Source organism: Mycobacterium sp. (assembly GCF_035640695.1).
Classification (GTDB): Bacteria; Actinomycetota; Actinomycetes; order Mycobacteriales; family Mycobacteriaceae; genus Mycobacterium.
This window is the reverse complement of record NZ_DASQVQ010000059.1, coordinates 14822-32568: the sequence shown is the minus strand read 5'-3', so window position 1 is coordinate 32568 and position 17747 is coordinate 14822. Positions and strand designations below refer to the sequence as shown.

The following is a 17747-nucleotide window of genomic DNA, read 5'->3' as shown; positions in this document are numbered from 1 at the left end:
CTCACACAAGAGACGAGCCCCGGATCCGGAAGCGGACCGCGGGGCTCTGAATCAAGCAGCTAAACCACGGGCACCGCGCGCGGGTACCCGTAGAAAAATCGACGCTGCTCGGTCAGCACGTTTAAGAGTGTGCCATCTCCGGCCGTGCCAGCGCAAAAAGTGTCGTCATCCAGCGGTAAATTGGGGCGCGTCATGACCGCGCATCTTTCCGAATCGGTGGCCGCCGACGAACTCCTCGAGGGCCTCAACCCGCAGCAACGCCAGGCCGTGCTGCATGAGGGCACGCCACTGCTGATCGTTGCCGGGGCTGGGTCGGGTAAGACCGCGGTGCTGACGCGCCGAATCGCCTATCTGCTGGCGGCTCGCGACGTCACCCCCGGCCAGGTACTGGCCATCACATTCACCAACAAGGCGGCCGCTGAGATGCGCGAGCGGGTGGTCGCGCTGGTCGGACCCCGGGCACGCTCGATGTGGGTGGCGACGTTTCATTCCAGCTGCGTACGGATCCTGCGCAACCAGGCATCACTGCTGCCGGGGCTGAACTCCAACTTCTCGATCTATGACGCCGACGATTCCCGCCGACTGCTGCTGATGATCGGCAAGGACTTGGGGCTCGACACCCGGCGGTACTCGCCGCGGCTGCTGGCCAACTGCATCTCCAACCTGAAGAACGAGCTGATCGATCCCGAGCAGGCGGCCGCAGACATCTCGGAGAGCACCGACGAGCTCAACCGCATCGTGGCCGATGTTTACAGCGAATACCAGCGCAGGCTGCGCGCCGCCAATGCGTTGGACTTCGACGACCTGATCGGCGAGACAGTCGCTGTGCTGCAACGTTTTCCGCAAATAGCGCAGTACTACCGGCGGCGATTCCGGCACATCCTCGTCGACGAGTATCAGGACACCAACCACGCCCAGTACGTCCTGGTGCGCGAACTCGTCGGCCGCGACAGCGACGACGGGATTCCGCCGGCAGAGCTGTGCGTGGTCGGCGACGCCGACCAATCCATCTATGCGTTCCGCGGCGCGACGATTCGCAATATCGAAGATTTCGAACGAGATTACCCGAACGCCACCACGATTCTGCTCGAGCAAAATTACCGGTCCACGCAGAACATCCTGTCGGCGGCCAACTCGGTGATCTCGCGCAACAGCGGCCGCCGGGAGAAGCGGCTCTGGACCGACGCCGGCGACGGCGAGTTGATCGTCGGTTACGTCGCCGACAACGAGCACGACGAAGCCGCCTTCGTCGCAAGCGAAATCGACCGGCTCGTCGACGCTGGCAGTGGGGGCGGTATTGGGGCCGGCGGTGGGCCCGGCGGCATCACCTACAACGACGTCGCGGTGTTCTACCGGACCAACAACTCGTCGCGATCCCTGGAAGAGGTGTTCATCCGCACCGGCATTCCGTACAAGGTGGTCGGCGGTGTTAGGTTCTACGAGCGCAGGGAGATTCGCGACATCGTTGCCTATCTGCGAGTGCTCGACAACCCCGGTGACTCGGTGAGCATGCGGCGAGTCCTGAACACGCCGCGGCGCGGCATCGGCGACCGGGCGGTGGCCTGCGTCGCGGTATACGCCGAAAACACCGGCGCCAGCTTCGCCGACGCGCTGGAGGCCGCCGCCGAAGGCAAGGTGCCGATGCTGAATACCCGCTCGGAGAAGGCGATTGCCGGATTCGTCGAGTTGCTCGACGATCTGCGGTCGCGGCTGGACGACGATCTCGGCGATCTCGTCGAAGCGGTGCTGGACCGCACCGGGTACCGTGCCGAGCTGGAGTCGTCCAGCGACCCACAAGACCTGGCGCGGTTGGACAATCTGAACGAATTGGTCAGCGTCGCGCATGAATTCAGCACGGACCGGGCCAACGCCGCGGCGCTGGAAACCGACCTGGACCTTCCGGCCGACGAGGACGTGCCCGACACCGGGGTGTTGGCGGAGTTTTTGGAGCGTGTCTCGCTGGTGGCCGACGCCGACGAGTTGCCGGAGCATGATGCCGGGGTCGTCACGCTGATGACGTTGCACACCGCCAAGGGCCTGGAGTTCCCGGTGGTGTTCGTCACCGGGTGGGAGGACGGCATGTTCCCGCACATGCGGGCGCTGGGCGATCCGGCCGAACTGTCCGAGGAGCGGCGGCTGGCCTACGTCGGGCTCACCCGTGCGCGGCAGCGCCTCTACCTCAGCAGGGCGAAGGTCCGTTCATCATGGGGTCAGCCGATGATGAACCCGGAGTCGCGGTTTTTGAAGGAGATCCCCCAGCACCTGATGGACTGGCGGCGCATTGATCCGACGCCAACGCTTAGCGCGCCGGTCAGCGGCGCCGGTCGGTTCGGCCGCCCGCGTCCGTCGCCGTCACGGGCGGCCGCCGGAAAGCGCCCGCTGCTGGTCCTCGAACCGGGCGACCGGGTCACCCACGACAAGTACGGGCTCGGCCGCGTCGAGGAGGTCTCCGGCGTCGGCGAGTCGGCGATGTCGCTGATCGACTTCGGCAGCGCCGGCCGGGTCAAGCTGATGCACAACCACGCGCCGGTGCAGAAGATTTGACCTGGTTGGGAGCGACGCGGAGACCGCGGGCCGAGCCGCGGATGCGGGGATCGCGGAGCGCGCCGGGGACACGGAGCGAGCCGTGGACGGGAGGTGAGCTGGCGCGCGGGGGGGCGAGCTGGCGCGCGGGGAGCGAGGTGGCGGCCGGACCCGCCCGTGGACCAATTCAGTCGCGTCGGGTCCAGCGCCACGTCGGCGGCAGCACGGCGAATAGCGCCGCGGCGGCGGGGATGGCCGGCATCGCGCGAACCAACCCGCCCACGTGGGCCCCGGTGACGAAGATGCCGGCGAAGATCAGCACCGCCAGCACGGAGCCGACGATCGTCAGGTAGATGCCGGCGCGGCGGCGCAACAACAGCTGGATAACACCGGCAATGATGCTGGCGCCGCACACCGCGGCGAGAAAGCCAACGCCGACGCAAAACAGCCGGTCGCTTCGCCACCACCCGGTGATCAGGTCGGTGGCAATGACCGCGGTGGCCCAGCCGTTGAGGATGCTGAGCGTGGTCGCCGCCATCGCGCTTACCGGGCTGGGCGGTCCCGGCGTTCTCGCGATGCGTCGTGGCGCTTGGCGGATGATGCCGGTGGCCAGCTCGTCGGCGGGCGCCTCTTTGACAAGGCTCGTCGGCGCGTCGGTTACCTCGGGAATCGGGCCGGTGGGATGGCGCCGGATGATGCTGGTGCGGGTGTCGTCGGCTGGCGGCGTGGGAATCGGCCCGCTCGGTTCGCGCTGGATGATGTGGGTTCGGGTGTCGTCGGCCGGTGTTTCGATCGGGCCGCTGGAGTCTTGCCTCGCGCGTAACGATTCACCTGTGCTGGTTGCGGGTTCGCTTGGCTGCCGGCCCCCGGACGCCTCGTCGTGCGACTCGTTTTCATTCACTAGTCCGAGTATTCCGCGTCGCGCCGGGTCATTGGGTGTCGCGGTGGGTTAATGGGCGTCGCGGCGGTTACTGCGTGTCGCGGCGGGACCCGGCGCTGGAGTTAAATCGTCAGCCGCTGAACCCGCCGACGTTTAGTCCACGCTTGGCCAGCCACGGCACCGGATCGACCCGGTTGGTGCCGTTGAGCAGCACCTCGAAGTGCAGGTGGGGACCCGTGGAGTTGCCGCGGTTGCCCATCGTCGCGATCTGGTCGCCAGCCATCACGCGCTGGCCCACGTTGACCGTTGCGGTGTTGACGTGCCCATACAGCGTGACCGTGCCGTCGGCGTGCCGCAGCTTGACCCACATCCCGAAACCGGCGGCCGGCCCCGCGTCGATTACGACACCGTCGGCGACGGCGTAGATCGGCGTGCCGATCGAGTTGGCGAGGTCGATGCCGCCGTGCAGCACGCCCCACCGGTAGCCGAATCCCGACGTCGGGATCCCCGACGTCGGCATGACGTACAGCGGCCGCTGTAGCCGCGCCTCGCGCTCGGCGCGCTCGTGCGCGAACGCCGCGCCTTTGGCTAGCTCCTCGGTGTGCACGGACGAATTCACGACCGGCGTGACGGCGACCAGCTGGACGCCCTTGGTCGTCTCGATCGAGCCGCCGTTCATCGCGGACTCGTCGGCCGCCAGCACGGTCGGGGAGGACTTTGCGTCGGCGGTGTGTGCGGCCGCGTGGGCGGCAGCCGCAGCGGCGCCGGTAGCCATCGCCGCGATCAGCAATCGACCCTTGATGGCATCGGCAGCGCCGGTCGCCTTGCGATGGTTGCCGCGGCGAATCGGGACAACGTCGGTGATGTCGTCGTCAGGACCCAGGCGATCTGGGCGACCAGCAGCTTGGTAACGGTGACGCGGGTCGCGCGGCTCGCCGGGATCGGCCCGGAACTCGGCCGGCACAAGCAGCCGCAAGGGTGTCGGCTCGGTGACGTCGTTTAGGTCGTCGAGCTCGGGTGCCAGCAGCACCTGCACTTCGGTGTCGAACGCGGAGTTGTAGCAAAACTCCAGGTCGTCGAGGTTGCCGAACTCGTTGAACGGAATGATGTCGGTGATTTCAGCAGCCGACGGTTCGACCCAGCCGCCGCGAGAGTTCGTCGAGACTCCTGTATCAGGAGAGCGGGACGAACGGTGCTGCGCCAACCTGGAATTTCCTTCTACCGTGACCAGAACGTTATCGAACTCCGGAGCACGGTAACGAACGGCGCAACCGAGTCGCAAGCCGTGGGAGAATTCCGCCGGAGATTGTGATTTGAATCACCTGAACTCCGGCGGTGAGATGTACCACATGTCTGGTATGCGGTGACGGCCTCACCGGCCGCTCTCGATACAGTTCCCACGAGCCATTCGGCCGAAACGTTCGAAGTCAAAGCAGACAGACAGTGAGCTCATGGATCTCTTCGAGTACCAGGCGAAGGAGCTGTTCGCCAAGCACTACGTGCCCTCGACGCCCGGCCGGGTGACCGACAGCCCCGAGGGCGCCCGCGAGATCGCCGCGGAGATCGGCAAGCCGGTGATGGTGAAGGCCCAGGTCAAGACCGGTGGCCGTGGCAAGGCGGGCGGCGTGAAGTACGCGGCGACGCCCGACGATGCGTTCAATCACGCCGGCAACATCCTCGGCCTGGATATCAAGGGCCACATCGTCAAGAAGCTGCTGGTGTCGGAGGCCAGCGACATCGCCGAGGAGTATTACGTTTCGTTCCTGCTCGACCGTGCGAACCGCACCTACCTGGCGATGTGCTCGGTCGAGGGCGGCATGGACATCGAAGAGGTGGCCGCGACCAAGCCCGAGCGGCTGGCCAAGGTGCCCGTCGACGCGGTCAACGGCGTCGACCTTGCCTTCGCCCGATCCATCGCCGAGCAAGGCCATCTGCCCACCGAGGTGCTCGACGCCGCCGCGGTGACGATCCACAAGCTCTGGGAGCTGTTCGTCGCCGAGGATGCGACGCTGGTTGAGGTCAACCCGCTGGTGCGGACGCCGGACGACCAAATCCTCGCCCTCGACGCCAAGATCACGCTCGACGGAAACGCCGACTTCCGCCATCCCGACCACGAGCAGTTCGAGGACCGCGACGCCACCGATCCCCTCGAGCTCAAGGCCAAGGAGCACGACCTCAACTACGTCAAGCTCGACGGCGAGGTCGGCATCATCGGCAACGGAGCGGGCCTGGTGATGTCGACGCTGGACGTGGTGGCCTACGCGGGGGAGAAGCACGGCGGTGTCAAGCCCGCCAACTTCTTGGACATCGGCGGTGGCGCGTCGGCCGAGGTGATGGCCGCCGGACTCGACGTGGTGCTCGGCGATCAGCAGGTCAAAAGCGTGTTCGTCAACGTCTTCGGCGGCATCACGGCGTGCGACGCGGTGGCCAACGGCATCGTCAACGCGCTGAAGATATTGGGCGACACCGCAACCAAGCCGTTGGTGGTGCGACTCGACGGCAACAACGTCGAGGAAGGCCGTCGCATCCTCGCCGACGCCGATCACCCGTTGGTGACGGAGGTGGGCACCATGGATGAAGCGGCCGATGTCGCCGCCGCGAAGGCCGCCCAAGCCGCGAGCGCCTGAAAGGACTCATCATGGCGATCTTTTTGAACAAGGACTCCAAGGTCATCGTTCAGGGCATCACCGGCAACGAGGGCGGCATCCACACCGCGCGGATGCTCAGGGCCGGCACCCAGCTGCTCGGCGGCGTAAATTCCCGCAAGGCCGGCACCACGGTGGCACATAAGGACAAGGACAACAACGACATCGAGCTGCCGGTGTTCGGCACCGTCGTCGAGGCGATGAAGGAGACCGGCGCCGACGTGTCCGTCGTGTTCGTGCCGCCGAGGTTCGCCAAGGACGCCATCATCGAGGCCGTCGATGCCGAGATTCCGCTGCTGGTGGTCATCACCGAGGGAATTCCGGTGCAGGACACCGCGTACGCGTGGGCGTACAACGTGCACAAGGGCAGGAAGACACGCATCATCGGGCCGAACTGCCCGGGGGTCATCACGCCCGGCGAGGCGTTGGCGGGCATCACCCCTGCCAACATCACCGGGCCGGGGCCGATCGGGCTGGTGTCGAAGTCTGGCACTCTGACCTACCAAATGATGTACGAGCTCAGGGATTTAGGCTTCTCGACGGCCATCGGCATCGGCGGTGACCCGGTGATCGGCACGACGCATATCGACGCGATCGAGGCCTTCGAGAAGGATCCCGACACCAAGATCATCGTGTTGATCGGTGAAATCGGCGGCGACGCCGAGGAGCGCGCGGCCGAATACATCAGGGCCAACGTCTCCAAGCCGGTGATCGGCTACGTCGCGGGCTTCACCGCGCCGGAGGGCAAGACGATGGGTCACGCCGGGGCCATCGTGTCGGGGTCGTCCGGCACCGCCGCCGCCAAGAAGCAAGCGCTGGAGGCGGCCGGCGTGAAGGTGGGCAAGACGCCGTCGGAGACAGCGTCGCTGGCCCGTTCGATCCTGCAGAGCATGTAGAAATCTGGTTGCGCTTTCGGCGCCGCGCACTAGACGGTCGCGGCGAGCTTGCCGGCCAGCCGCTCGATGTAGGCGGCGATCTCGTCCTCGCCGCGGTCGGGCAGGCCGAACAGCACTTCCGTCACACCGAGCTCGGCCCAGCGGGCCAGCTTCTCGGCGTCCGGCTTGAAGTCAAGGGCGACGATCTGCGGCGCGCCGTCGCGGCCCGCCGCGGCCCAGGTGTGTTGGAGCAACCGGACCGGTTCGTCGATGTCGAAGTCGCGGGGCGTGGTGATCCAGCCGTCGGCGCTGCGCGCGATCCACTTGAAGTTCTTCTCGTTGCCTGCGGCGCCGACCAGCACCGGGATGTGCGACTGCACGGGCTTCGGCCAGGCCCAGCTCGGTCCGAACTTGACGAACTCGCCGTCGTAGGCGGCTTCCTCCTGCGTCCACAGCGCCCGCATCGCCTCGAGATACTCGCGCAGCACGGTGCGGCGCTTGCCCGCGGGCACGCCGTGATCGGCGAGTTCATCGGTGTTCCAACCGAATCCGACGCCGACGCTGACCCGGCCGCCGGACAGGTGATCCAGCGTCGCAATGGCTTTGGCCAAGGTGATCGGATCATGCTCGACCGGCAGCGCCACCGCGGTGGACAACCGGATGCGTGACGTCACCGCGCAGGCCGTGCCGAGACTGACCCAGGGATCCAGTGTGCGCATGTAGCGGTCGTCGGGCAACGACGCATCACCCGTCGTCGGATGGGCAGCCTCGCGCTTGACCGGGATGTGGGTGTGTTCGGGCACGTAGAAGGTGCGAAAGCCGTGCTCCTCGGCCAGCTTGGCCGCGGCGGCGGGCGTGATGCCGCGGTCGCTGGTGAACAACACCAATCCGTAGTCCATGACCAGAATTAGAACGTGTTTCAGTTGGGCGCCGCAAGGTGGGGTCGGGGTCTGGTGGCTGACGGGTGGGTGGTGGCCGCTCGCGAGTGTGCGAATTTGTACGCCGCCGCGGCGTGTCGCGTACGAAACCGCACACTCGGCGCTGCCGGGTCCGCTACGAGGCCAGCTACGGAGCCGTGCATCCCGGTCGGTGGATTCCGCAAACAGCTAATCGGCGCACCCGAGCAGATTGCCGAGCGGATAGCCGGGTACCGCGCGCGTGGCGTCGACCGCATCCTGGCAGGTTTCGTGCATTTTCAGGATGATATCCCCGGCGGCCAGGTGCTCCGGTTCGTGTGGGAAATTGAAGCGGCGCAACAAGATTCGTTCGACGCGTCGGCGCTTGCCCAGGCCTGAGGCGGTATTGCCAGACAAACCTCATTGTAGACGAGTGCCGGGCCTCAGTCCGGTGCGCTAGCGTGGTGCACGATCACCGATCCGACGCAGTGCTGCCCACCCAAGCGGCACCCAACAGCACGGGAGAGGCAATGACCTACTCACAAGGCGGGCAAAGCTACCCGCCGGCGCAGCAGCATGGCCCGTACGCCCCGACGACGCAATTCGCCAAGCCGGATTTCACCAAGGACGACGGCGAAACCAAGCTGCCCGTGTATCTGCTCGCCGCGGTGGTCGCGTTCGGCCTCGCCTGCTACCTGGTCAGCTTCGGACCGGTGTGGAAGTCCAGTGAGATGGGCTCGGTCGGCGGCACGAGCATCACCGGCGGAAGCCTGGAGATCGTGGCTCCGGTGCTGGCCGCGTTGCTGGCCGGGATCGGGCTGCTGCCCAAGCAGCGGAATTACACCGCGATCGTGGCCGCGGTCGCCTCGGTTGGCTTCTTGCTGGTGCTATCCGAACTGATCAACAAGCCGAGCTTCCTGAACATCGGCTGGGCGCTGATCGCGATCGTCGTGCTCGCCGGTCTGCAGGCCATCGCGGCCGTCGGCGCGCTGCTGCTGGACGCGGACGTCATCACCGCGCCGCAGCCGCGGCCCAAGTATGACCAGTTCCAGGGGTACGGCGGCCAGTACTACGGCCAACCGGGTCAGCCTCAGCAGCACGCCCCGCAGCCGCAGCAGAACTTCCAGCAGCGTGGCGGCTATCCGCAGTACGGCGGCTACCCGTCCGGTCCGCCCGCGGGCGGCTTCCCCGGGCAGCCCGGGCCGCCGACTCCGCCGACCGGCTTCCCGACCTACGGGCCGGCCAGCCCGTCTGCGCCGACGCAGGCCATGCCGCAACAGCAGCCACAGCAGCAACAGCAGCCGCCGCAGCAGCAGCAGCAGCACGAGAATCCCTCGTCGGCGCAGTCTGGGCCCGCGCCGTCGTAAATAACCGGCGGGAACGCCGGTTGCGCCCAGAATGACAAGGGTGGCGGAGGGCAGCCGGCCTAGGGCGCAGCGACCGGGGGACAACCAGCCGACGGTCGGCACGCGCCAGGCACGTGACCTGTTGACGGTCGCGTTCGGCCCTTCGGTGGTGGCGCTGGTCATCATCGCGGCGGTGGTGCTGGTCCAACTGCTCGTCGCCAACAGCGACATGACGGGGGCGCTCGGCGCGATCGCCAGCATGTGGCTCGGCGTGCACCAGGTCCCGGTGTCGATTGGCGGCCGCGAGCTCGGGGTGATGCCGTTGCTTCCGGTGCTGGCGATGGTCTGGGGGACGGCGCGGTCGACGGCGAATGCGATGCCGGCGCGGAGCTCCTGGTTCGTGATCCGCTGGATCGTCGCGTCTGCGCTCGGCGGGCCACTGCTGATCGCGGCGATCGCGCTGGCGGTGATCCACGACGCCGCATCGGTGCTCACCGAATTGCAGACGCCCGACGCGCTGCGGGCCTTCGCCGGGGTGTTCGCCGTGCACGCGATCGGCGCCGCGGTGGGCGTCGGCACGCGCACGGGACGCCGGCTGCTGGCCGCGTCACGGCTGCCGGTCTGGATCGCCGATTCGGTGCGCGCCGCCGCGGTGGGAGTGCTCGCGTTGTTCGGCTTGTCCGGCGCGCTCACGGCCGGGTCGTTGATCGTGCACTGGTCGACGATGCACGAGCTGTACTCGATCACCGATTCGCTGTTCGGACAGCTGAGCCTGACGCTGTTGTCGGTGCTCTACATCCCGAACGTGATCGTCGGCGCGTCGGCGGTGGCGGTCGGATCGAGCGTGCATGTTGGCGTTGCGACGTTCAGTTCGTTCACGGTGTTCGGCGGCGACGTGCCGGCGTTGCCGGTGCTGGCGGCGTCGCCGACGCCCCCGCTGGGGCCGGTGTGGGTGGCGCTGCTGATTGTGGCGGCGGCGGCCGGTGTCGCGCTGGGCCAACAGTGTGCGCGCCGCCCGCTGCCGATCGGGCAGGCGGCGTTGAAGCTGCTGCTGGCGGCATTGGTGTCGGCAGCGGTGATGGCGCTGCTCGGCTACGCCGCCGGCGGTCCGCTCGGCAACTTCGGGGACGTCGGGGTGGACCAGTCGACGTTCGCGCCCGCGGTGTTCCTCTGGTTCCTCGCCGTTGGTGCGGTGACGGTGGGGATGTCGGGCGGAGTGATTTTGCCGACCCGCCGGCGGCCGGCACCGAAGCCCGAGGCGGTGTCGGATGAGGCGGGGTCGGATGAGGCGATGTCGGATGAGGCGGTGTCGGATGAGCGCGATCCGGCGTTGGCGGCCGACGACGAGGAGTCGGCGCCGCTGCCACCGGCGGGGGACAAAGAGCGCAACGAGCCCGCCGATTAGGCTCGTCACGTGCAGCAACCGCTCCGCGTGCCGCCCAGCGCACCGTCGCGGCTGGTGGTGTTGGCCTCGGGGACCGGTTCGCTGCTCGCGTCGTTACTGCAAGCCGCCCGCGGCGAGTATCCGGGCCGGGTGGTGGCCGTCGGCGTCGACCGCGACTGCCCCGCCGCCGACATCGCCGCGGCCGCGGGGGTGCCGACATACACTGTCCGGCTCAGTGATTATCCGGATCGCGCCGCGTGGGATGCTGGTATCACCGAGGCCACCGCGAAGCATGAACCCGACTGGATCGTCTCCGCTGGGTTCATGAAAATACTCGGGCCGCAGTTCCTTTCGCGGTATCCGGGCCGCATCGTCAACACCCACCCGGCGCTGCTGCCTGCTTTCCCGGGGACGCATGCGGTGCGCGAGTCGCTGGCGTACGGGGTGAAGGTCACCGGCTGCACGGTGCACCTGGTCGACGCGGGCACGGACACCGGCCCGGTGCTGGCCCAGGAGGTGGTGCCGGTGCTCGACGGCGACGACGAGGTCACCCTGCATGAGCGCATCAAGGTCGTCGAACGGCGGCTACTTGTGGATGTCCTGGCCGCGCTGGCCACCGGCGGCGTGACCTGGACCGGACGGAAGGCGACCATAGGATGACCGGCAACGATGGACGCAGGCCGATCCGCCGCGCGCTGATCAGTGTCTACGACAAGACCGGCCTGGTGGAGCTGGCCCGCGGTCTGGCCGACGTGGGCGTGGAAATGGTATCGACCGGATCGACGGCGAAAACGATTGCCGCCGCTGGCTTTCCGGTGACGCCCGTCGAAGAGGTCACCGGATTTCCCGAGGTGCTCGAGGGCCGCGTCAAGACTCTGCACCCCGCGGTACACGCGGGGCTGCTCGCCGACCTGCGCAAGCGCCAACATCACAGTGCTCTAGACGAACTCGGCATCGCACCGTTCGAGTTGGTGGTGGTCAACCTCTACCCGTTCACCGAGACTGTCGCGTCCGGGGCATCGGTGGACGAGTGCGTCGAGCAGATCGACATCGGCGGCCCGTCGATGGTGCGCGCCGCGGCCAAGAACTACCCCAGCGTCGCGGTGGTGGTCGAGCCACTCGGCTATGACGGGGTGCTCGCCGCCGTCCGCGCGGGCGGTTTCACGCTGGCCGAGCGGAAGCGGTTGGCATCGTTGGCCTTTCGGCACACCGCCGAATACGACGTAGCGGTGGCGTCCTGGATGGGATCGGTGATGGCGCCGGAGGAACCGGCGCAGCCTCTGCCGGCATGGGTCGGCGCGACGTGGCGGCGCGCTGCGACACTGCGGTACGGCGAGAACCCGCATCAGCACGCGGCGGTGTATCGCAACGACTCCGCATGGCCTGGTCTGGCGCAGGCCGAGCAGCTGCACGGAAAAGAGATGTCCTACAACAACTTCACCGACGCCGACGCGGCATGGCGGGCGGCGTTCGACCACGAGGAGATCTGCGTGGCGATCATCAAACACGCCAACCCGTGTGGCATCGCGATCTCGTCGGTGTCGGTGGCCGACGCCCACCGCAAGGCCCACGAATGCGACCCGATCAGCGCGTTCGGTGGCGTGATCGCGACGAACACCGAAGTCAGCGTCGAGATGGCAGAGACCGTCGCAGGCATCTTCACCGAGGTGATCATCGCGCCGGCCTACGAGCCCGGCGCGGTGGATGTGTTGGCGCGCAAGAAGAACATTCGGGTACTGGTGGCGGTGCAGCCGCCGCAGGGCGGCATCGAGTTCCGGCAGGTGAGCGGTGGGCTGCTGCTCCAGCAGCGGGATGCGCTCGATGCCCGCGGCGACAACCCGGTCGACTGGACGCTGGCGGCGGGCCTATCGGCCGATCCGCAGACCTGGGCGGACTTGCAGTTCGCGTGGCGATCCTGCCGGGCGGTCAAGTCGAATGCAATCGTCATCGCGTCCGGCGGAGCCACCGTCGGCGTCGGAATGGGACAGGTCAACCGCGTCGACGCGGCGAGGCTGGCCGTCGCCCGCGCCGGCGATCGGGTTCGCGGAGCGGTGGCCGCATCCGACGCGTTCTTCCCGTTCCCGGATGGGCTGGAAGTGCTCGCCGACGCCGGCGTGCGGGCGATCGTGCACCCCGGCGGATCGATGCGCGACGACATGGTCACGCAGGCCGCAGCCAAGGCCGGCGTGACGCTTTACCTTACGGGTGCGCGCCACTTCGCGCACTAGCGCGCTTTCCTCGCCGAGCGCGGGCGTTGCTGTGCGCAAACGAATGAGCGCCCCGAGTGAGCTCGGCAACAACCGCACACCCGGCGTTCACTCGACAGCAGTCGTAGCGTGGAGTGGTGACCCAACCTCACGACTTGCCCCGCACGGTGGGGGAGCTACGCGCATCCGGCCACCGCGAGCGGGGCGTCAAACAAGAAATCCGAGAAAACCTACTGACGGCGCTCGCCGAGGACGAGGACACCTGGCCGGGCATCCTGGGTTTCGAGGACACCGTGCTTCCGCAGCTGGAACGCGCGCTGATCGCCGGGCACGACGTGGTGCTGCTCGGCGAGCGCGGACAGGGCAAGACCCGGTTGCTGCGCGCGCTGGTTGGGCTGCTTGACGAGTGGACCCCGGTGATCGCCGGCGCCGAGCTGGGTGAACACCCGTACCGGCCGATCACCCCGGGCTCGATCCGGCGGGCCGCCGAACTCGGCGACGCGCTGCCGGTGACCTGGAAGCACCGCAGCGAGCGGTACACCGAGAAGCTGGCCACCCCCGACACCAGCGTCGCCGACCTAGTCGGCGACATCGACCCGGTCAAGGTGGCCGAGGGCCGCAGCCTCGGCGACCCGGAGACCATCGCCTATGGGCTCATCCCGCGGGCGCACCGCGGCGTCGTCGCGGTCAACGAGCTGCCCGACCTTGCCGAGCGCATCCAGGTGGCGATGCTGAACGTGATGGAGGAGCGCGACATCCAGGTGCGCGGCTACACGCTGCGGCTGCCGCTGGACGTGCTCGTGGTGGCCAGCGCGAATCCCGAGGACTACACCAACCGCGGCCGCATCATCACGCCGCTGAAGGACCGGTTCGGCGCCGAGATCCGGACCCACTACCCGTTGGAGTTGGACGCCGAGGTGGGCGTCATCAGACAGGAAGCGCACCTCGCGGCGCAGGTGCCGGATTACCTGACGCAGATCCTCGCCAGGTTCGCCCGCTATCTGCGCGAGTCGCGGTCGATCGACCAGCGCTCCGGCGTGTCGGCGCGGTTCGCGATCGCGGCGGCCGAGACCGTCGCGGCCTCGGCCAGACACCGCGCCGCGGTGCTCGGCGAACAGGATCCGGTCGCGCGGGTCATCGACCTGAGCACAGTGATCGACGTGCTGCGCGGCAAGCTCGAATTCGAATCCGGCGAGGAGGGCCGCGAACAGGCCGTGCTCGAGCATTTGCTGCGCAGGGCCACCGCCGACACCGCGCAGACGCTGCTCGGCGGCATCGACGTCGGGCCGCTGGTGGTCGCGATCGAGAACGGTTCGGCGGTGACGACCGGCGAGCGGGTGTCGGCGAAGGATGTGCTGGCGGCGGTGCCCGAAGTGCCGGCGATCGCGGTGATCCAGCGGCGCCTGGGCGCGGTGTCCGACGGCGAACGTGCCGCGGCCGTCGAATTGGCTTTGGAGGCCTTGTATCTGGCCAAGCGCATCGACAAGGTCAGCGGCGACGGCGAGACCGTGTATGGCTAACCAGCGGCACGGCCGGTCCTCGCGGTACTCGGCCTACACCGGCGGCCCCGACCCGTTGGCGCCGCCGGTCGACCTGCGCGACGCGCTTGAGCAGATCGGCCGCGACGTGATGGAGGGCAGTTCACCGCGCCGGGCGCTATCGGAGATGCTGCGGCGCGGAACCAAGGGCCTGCGCGGTGCCGACCGACTGGCGGCCGAGGCGAATCGTCGCCGTCGAGAGTTGTTGACCCGCAACAATCTTGACGGCACTTTGCAGGAGATCAAGAAGCTGCTTGACGAGGCGGTGCTGGCCGAGCGCAAGGAACTGGCCCGAGCGCTGGACGACGACGCGCGCTTCGGTGAGCTGCAGCTCGACGCGCTGTCCCCGTCGCCGGCCAAGGCCGTGCAGGAATTGGCCGATTACGACTGGCGGAGCGCCGAAGCCCGCGAAAAGTACGAGCAGATAAAGGATTTGCTCGGCCGCGAAATGCTGGACCAGCGTTTCGCCGGCATGAAGCAGGCGCTGGAGGGCGCGACCGACGAAGATCGCCAGCGCGTCACCGACATGCTCGACGACCTCAACGAGTTGTTGGACAAGCACGCCCACGGTGAGGACACTCAGCAGGACTTCGACGACTTCATGGCCAAGCACGGCGAGTTCTTCCCGGAAAATCCACGCAACGTGGAGGAGCTGATCGACTCGCTGGCCAAGCGGGCGGCCGCCGCGCAGCGGTTCCGCAACAGCCTGAGCCCAGACCAGCGGGCCGAGCTGGATACGTTGGCGCAACAGGCCTTTGGGACGCCCGCATTACAGCAGGCGCTGGGCCGGCTGGACGCGCACCTGCAGGGGGCCCGCCCGGGCGAGGACTGGACCGGTTCGTCGCGGTTTTCCGGCGACGACCCGCTGGGCATGGGCGAGGGCACGCAGGCGCTGTCGGACATCGCCGAGCTCGAACAGCTGGCCGAGGCGCTATCGCAGAGCTACGCCGGCGCGTCGATGGACGACGTCGATCTGGATGCGTTGGCCCGCCAGCTAGGGGAGCAGGCCGCCGTCGACGCGCGCACCCTCGCCGAGCTTGAGCGCGCCCTGCTCAATCAGGGCTTCCTGGATCGCACCCCCGACGGCCAATGGCGGCTGTCGCCGAAGGCGATGCGCCAGTTGGGCCAGACGGCGCTGCGCGATGTCGCCCAGCAGTTGTCCGGCCGACGCGGCGAGCGTGAGACCCAACGCGCGGGCGCGGCCGGGGAGCTGACGGGTGCGACGCGGCCATGGCAGTTCGGGGATACGGAGCCGTGGAACGTCACGCGGACGCTGACGAACGCGGTGCTGCGCCAGGCGGGCAGTGGAAATTTGATGGACGGACCGAGCGCGGCCATCCAAATCACCGTCGACGACGTCGAAGTGTCCGAAACGGAGACACGGTCGCAGGCCGCGGTGGCGTTGCTGGTCGACACGTCGTTCTCGATGGTGATGGAAAACCGTTGGCTGCCAATGAAACGCACGGCCCTCGCACTCAATCACTTGATCAGAACGCGGTTCCGCACCGACGCGCTACAAATCATCGCGTTCGGCCGCTACGCACGCACGGTCACAGCCGAGGAGCTGACCGGGCTGGAGGGCGTCTACGAGCAGGGCACCAACCTGCACCACGCGCTGGCGTTGGCGGGCCGTCATCTGCGCCGGCACCCGACCGCCCAGCCGGTGGTGTTGGTGGTCACCGACGGCGAGCCGACCGCCCACCTCGAAGGCGGCCTGGGATACCGAGATATGGGGTCAGAACCGGCGCAGGTGTTCTTCGACTATCCGCCGCATCCGCGCACAATCGCGCACACCGTGAAGGGCTTCGACGAGGTGGCGCGGCTTGGCGCGCAGGTGACGATCTTCCGGTTGGGCAGCGATCCCGGTCTGGCGCGGTTCATCGACCAGGTGGCGCGGCGCGTGCACGGCCGCGTGGTGGTTCCCGACCTGGACGGACTGGGCGCAGCCGTGGTGGGCGACTATCTGCGCTCGCGCAAGCGGTAGCTGAGTACCGCAGCCTCAGTGGTACGTGCGCTTCTTGCGCTTGACGCCGACATTGCCCCACAGCGAGAAGCCCTTGACCACAACACGGGGTGCGCCGGGCATGCCCTGACCGTTGGCGCTGTGGTCGAAGGCGCCCATGACGCCACGCCCCTGTATTTCGAGGTTCACCTCGGGCGGCACCAGGATGATCTGCCCGCCCATGATCGAATAGGCATGGATCTCCACTTCTGGTGAAGTGAAGTCCGCATACCGCAGGTCGACCACGCCGCCGCCGCACAGCGCAAGAGTGGTCAAGCGGCGCGGCACGTTCCAGCGGCCACGGCGTTCGAAGCCGCTCATGATCGCGAACAACAGTGTCGACGGCGCCGGTCGACACACTCCATCCGGATGGCGGGGCCGGGTCGACGCGCCGGGCAGATCCCGACTCAGCCGGTCTAGCTCGTCATTGGTCTTGGCGGCGTAAACCTTCGTTAGGCGGTCTTCGTATTCGCTCATCTGCAGCCGACCCTGCGCGGCCGCGTCGGTAAGCAACTGGGCCACCTGGATACGGTCGGTATCCGCGGGGCCTATCGGTGCGTTTCGCTGTGGCGAATTGCTCGTCATCAGTTGCGAGCCTACGACGAAGCCGCGATGATGCCCACCGAACCGTCGACTTGCCGCTAGCATCCGCGAACTGCTGCTAGCGCGCATGATGGCCTTCTGCGAGGTAGTCCTCGAAGGTGATGGAACCGACCGGATTGTCCGGTGCCAAATTCGCACCTGAGCGGTAACCGCCGAGAATCCGACCCGGCGCCGTGACGCCGATCACGTGTCGTCGGCCGCCTCGCGACTCGAGGTAAGTGTGCGCCAGCTCCATGTGCTCACGCACCGCCGGCCCGCCGATGTCGGCGACGCGCCCGGCGGGCTCGGCGTCGACGAGCGAGACCAAGTGCGACGCCACGTCGCGCGTGTCGATTGGTTGGAAACGCACACCGCGCAGCGCCCACAACACGGGGGAGAACCGCTGCATCGCGAAGATTACGGCGACCAGGTCGTGAAACTGGGTCGCCCGCACGATGGTGTGGCCAAGGCCCGACCCAGCCAGCGCTTCCTCGACGCACAGCTTCACCCGGTAGTAGGGCAGCGGGATGCGGTCGATACCCACGATCGAAACGTAGATGATGTGCTTCACGCCTGCACGGTGCGCGGCGGCGATGAGGCGTCGGGTGGACACGACATCCTTATCGCGGGCGAACTGGGTCGCGCAGTGCACAACCACGTCGACGCCGTCGACCGCGTCGTCGATGCCCACACCCGCAAACAGATCGCCTCGGCGCCAATCGATCTTGGTTTCTTCGGTGCGATCGTGTCTGCTCAGCGCACGAACGTCATGCCCGGCTGCGACGGCGGCTGCGACCACGCGTCGGCCCAGTGTGCCGGTCCCGCCGGTGACCAACACGCGCCGCATCATGCAGCGAGCGTAGCTTCAC

At 67.7% G+C, this 17747-nt stretch carries 14 protein-coding genes and 1 pseudogene; 10 read left to right on the top strand and 5 right to left on the bottom strand.

The annotated features are described in order from the left end of the window. The first annotated feature begins 192 nt into the window (after positions 1-192). Positions 193-2544 (top strand): DNA helicase PcrA, encoded by a 2352-nt coding sequence (gene pcrA / locus VE759_RS07005; RefSeq protein WP_324929558.1) that lies wholly within the window; start codon positions 193-195, stop codon positions 2542-2544. 166 nt (positions 2545-2710) lie between these two features. Here the strand turns inward: pcrA and VE759_RS07000 are convergent, their stop codons facing one another. Both VE759_RS07000 and VE759_RS06995 read right to left on the bottom strand, forming a co-directional pair. Next, a complete protein-coding gene (locus VE759_RS07000; RefSeq protein ID WP_324929556.1) occupies positions 2711-3424 on the bottom strand; it encodes a hypothetical protein in 714 nt (237 codons plus the stop codon). Positions 3425-3533: 109 nt separating this feature from the next. Then, positions 3534-4607: a M23 family metallopeptidase gene (locus VE759_RS06995; protein WP_324929554.1), complete on the bottom strand. Its 1074-nt coding sequence runs from the start codon at positions 4605-4607 to the stop codon at positions 3534-3536. A gap of 247 nt (positions 4608-4854) precedes the next feature. Here VE759_RS06995 and sucC point away from each other — a divergent pair, with 247 nt between their 5' ends. Both sucC and sucD read left to right on the top strand, forming a co-directional pair. Continuing rightward, positions 4855-6030 (top strand): ADP-forming succinate--CoA ligase subunit beta, encoded by a 1176-nt coding sequence (sucC, locus tag VE759_RS06990; RefSeq protein ID WP_324929552.1) that lies wholly within the window; start codon positions 4855-4857, stop codon positions 6028-6030. An 11-nt stretch (positions 6031-6041) separates the two neighbouring features. Next, entirely contained in the window at positions 6042-6944 is a 903-nt protein-coding gene (gene sucD, locus VE759_RS06985) for a succinate--CoA ligase subunit alpha (RefSeq protein ID WP_324929550.1), read from the top strand. Between the two features lie 29 nt (positions 6945-6973). On the opposite strand, the gene VE759_RS06980 is transcribed toward sucD, so the two are convergent. Further along, positions 6974-7822: an LLM class F420-dependent oxidoreductase gene (locus VE759_RS06980; protein ID WP_324929548.1), complete on the bottom strand. Its 849-nt coding sequence runs from the start codon at positions 7820-7822 to the stop codon at positions 6974-6976. A 192-nt stretch (positions 7823-8014) separates the two neighbouring features. On the opposite strand from VE759_RS06980, the pseudogene VE759_RS06975 reads away from it, so the two are divergent. From VE759_RS06975 to VE759_RS06945, 7 genes and pseudogenes are all read left to right on the top strand, one after another. Further along, positions 8015-8218: pseudogene (locus VE759_RS06975) on the top strand (dimethyl sulfone monooxygenase SfnG); the annotation flags it as partial. Between the two features lie 131 nt (positions 8219-8349). Continuing rightward, a complete protein-coding gene (locus VE759_RS06970) occupies positions 8350-9186 on the top strand; it encodes a DUF5336 domain-containing protein (RefSeq protein ID WP_324929546.1) in 837 nt (278 codons plus the stop codon). A gap of 31 nt (positions 9187-9217) precedes the next feature. Continuing rightward, positions 9218-10570 (top strand): DUF6350 family protein, encoded by a 1353-nt coding sequence (locus VE759_RS06965; protein WP_414687848.1) that lies wholly within the window; start codon positions 9218-9220, stop codon positions 10568-10570. A gap of 9 nt (positions 10571-10579) precedes the next feature. After that, positions 10580-11209: a phosphoribosylglycinamide formyltransferase gene (purN, locus tag VE759_RS06960; protein ID WP_324929542.1), complete on the top strand. Its 630-nt coding sequence runs from the start codon at positions 10580-10582 to the stop codon at positions 11207-11209. Continuing rightward, complete coding sequence (purH, locus tag VE759_RS06955; protein WP_324929541.1) at positions 11206-12777, top strand: bifunctional phosphoribosylaminoimidazolecarboxamide formyltransferase/IMP cyclohydrolase; 1572 nt, start codon at positions 11206-11208, stop codon at positions 12775-12777. Before purN ends, purH begins: the two co-directional genes overlap by 4 nt. 116 nt (positions 12778-12893) lie before the next feature. Then, on the top strand, positions 12894-14276 hold the full coding sequence (locus VE759_RS06950; RefSeq protein ID WP_324929539.1) for a sigma 54-interacting transcriptional regulator: 1383 nt from the start codon (positions 12894-12896) through the stop codon (positions 14274-14276). Further along, a complete protein-coding gene (locus VE759_RS06945) occupies positions 14269-16278 on the top strand; it encodes a VWA domain-containing protein (protein WP_324929537.1) in 2010 nt (669 codons plus the stop codon). Before VE759_RS06950 ends, VE759_RS06945 begins: the two co-directional genes overlap by 8 nt. Positions 16279-16293: 15 nt before the next feature. Here the strand turns inward: VE759_RS06945 and VE759_RS06940 are convergent, their stop codons facing one another. Both VE759_RS06940 and VE759_RS06935 read right to left on the bottom strand, forming a co-directional pair. After that, positions 16294-16881, bottom strand: coding sequence for a DUF1707 domain-containing protein (locus VE759_RS06940; protein WP_324929535.1), 588 nt, complete (start codon positions 16879-16881; stop codon positions 16294-16296). Between the two features lie 76 nt (positions 16882-16957). After that, positions 16958-17728: an SDR family oxidoreductase gene (locus VE759_RS06935; protein ID WP_324929532.1), complete on the bottom strand. Its 771-nt coding sequence runs from the start codon at positions 17726-17728 to the stop codon at positions 16958-16960. Positions 17729-17747 lie beyond the last annotated feature (19 nt).

Coding starts and splice junctions, on each gene's coding strand:
- sucD (WP_324929550.1), top strand. CDS start 6,042: ATGGCGATCTTTTTGAACAAGGACTCCAAGGTCATCGTTCAGGGCATC.
- VE759_RS06970 (WP_324929546.1), top strand. CDS start 8,350: ATGACCTACTCACAAGGCGGGCAAAGCTACCCGCCGGCGCAGCAGCAT.
- VE759_RS06945 (WP_324929537.1), top strand. CDS start 14,269: ATGGCTAACCAGCGGCACGGCCGGTCCTCGCGGTACTCGGCCTACACC.
- sucC (WP_324929552.1), top strand. CDS start 4,855: ATGGATCTCTTCGAGTACCAGGCGAAGGAGCTGTTCGCCAAGCACTAC.
- VE759_RS06935 (WP_324929532.1), bottom strand. CDS start 17,728: ATGATGCGGCGCGTGTTGGTCACCGGCGGGACCGGCACACTGGGCCGA.
- VE759_RS06940 (WP_324929535.1), bottom strand. CDS start 16,881: ATGACGAGCAATTCGCCACAGCGAAACGCACCGATAGGCCCCGCGGAT.
- pcrA (WP_324929558.1), top strand. CDS start 193: ATGACCGCGCATCTTTCCGAATCGGTGGCCGCCGACGAACTCCTCGAG.
- VE759_RS06965 (WP_414687848.1), top strand. CDS start 9,218: ATGACAAGGGTGGCGGAGGGCAGCCGGCCTAGGGCGCAGCGACCGGGG.
- VE759_RS06980 (WP_324929548.1), bottom strand. CDS start 7,822: ATGGACTACGGATTGGTGTTGTTCACCAGCGACCGCGGCATCACGCCC.
- purH (WP_324929541.1), top strand. CDS start 11,206: ATGACCGGCAACGATGGACGCAGGCCGATCCGCCGCGCGCTGATCAGT.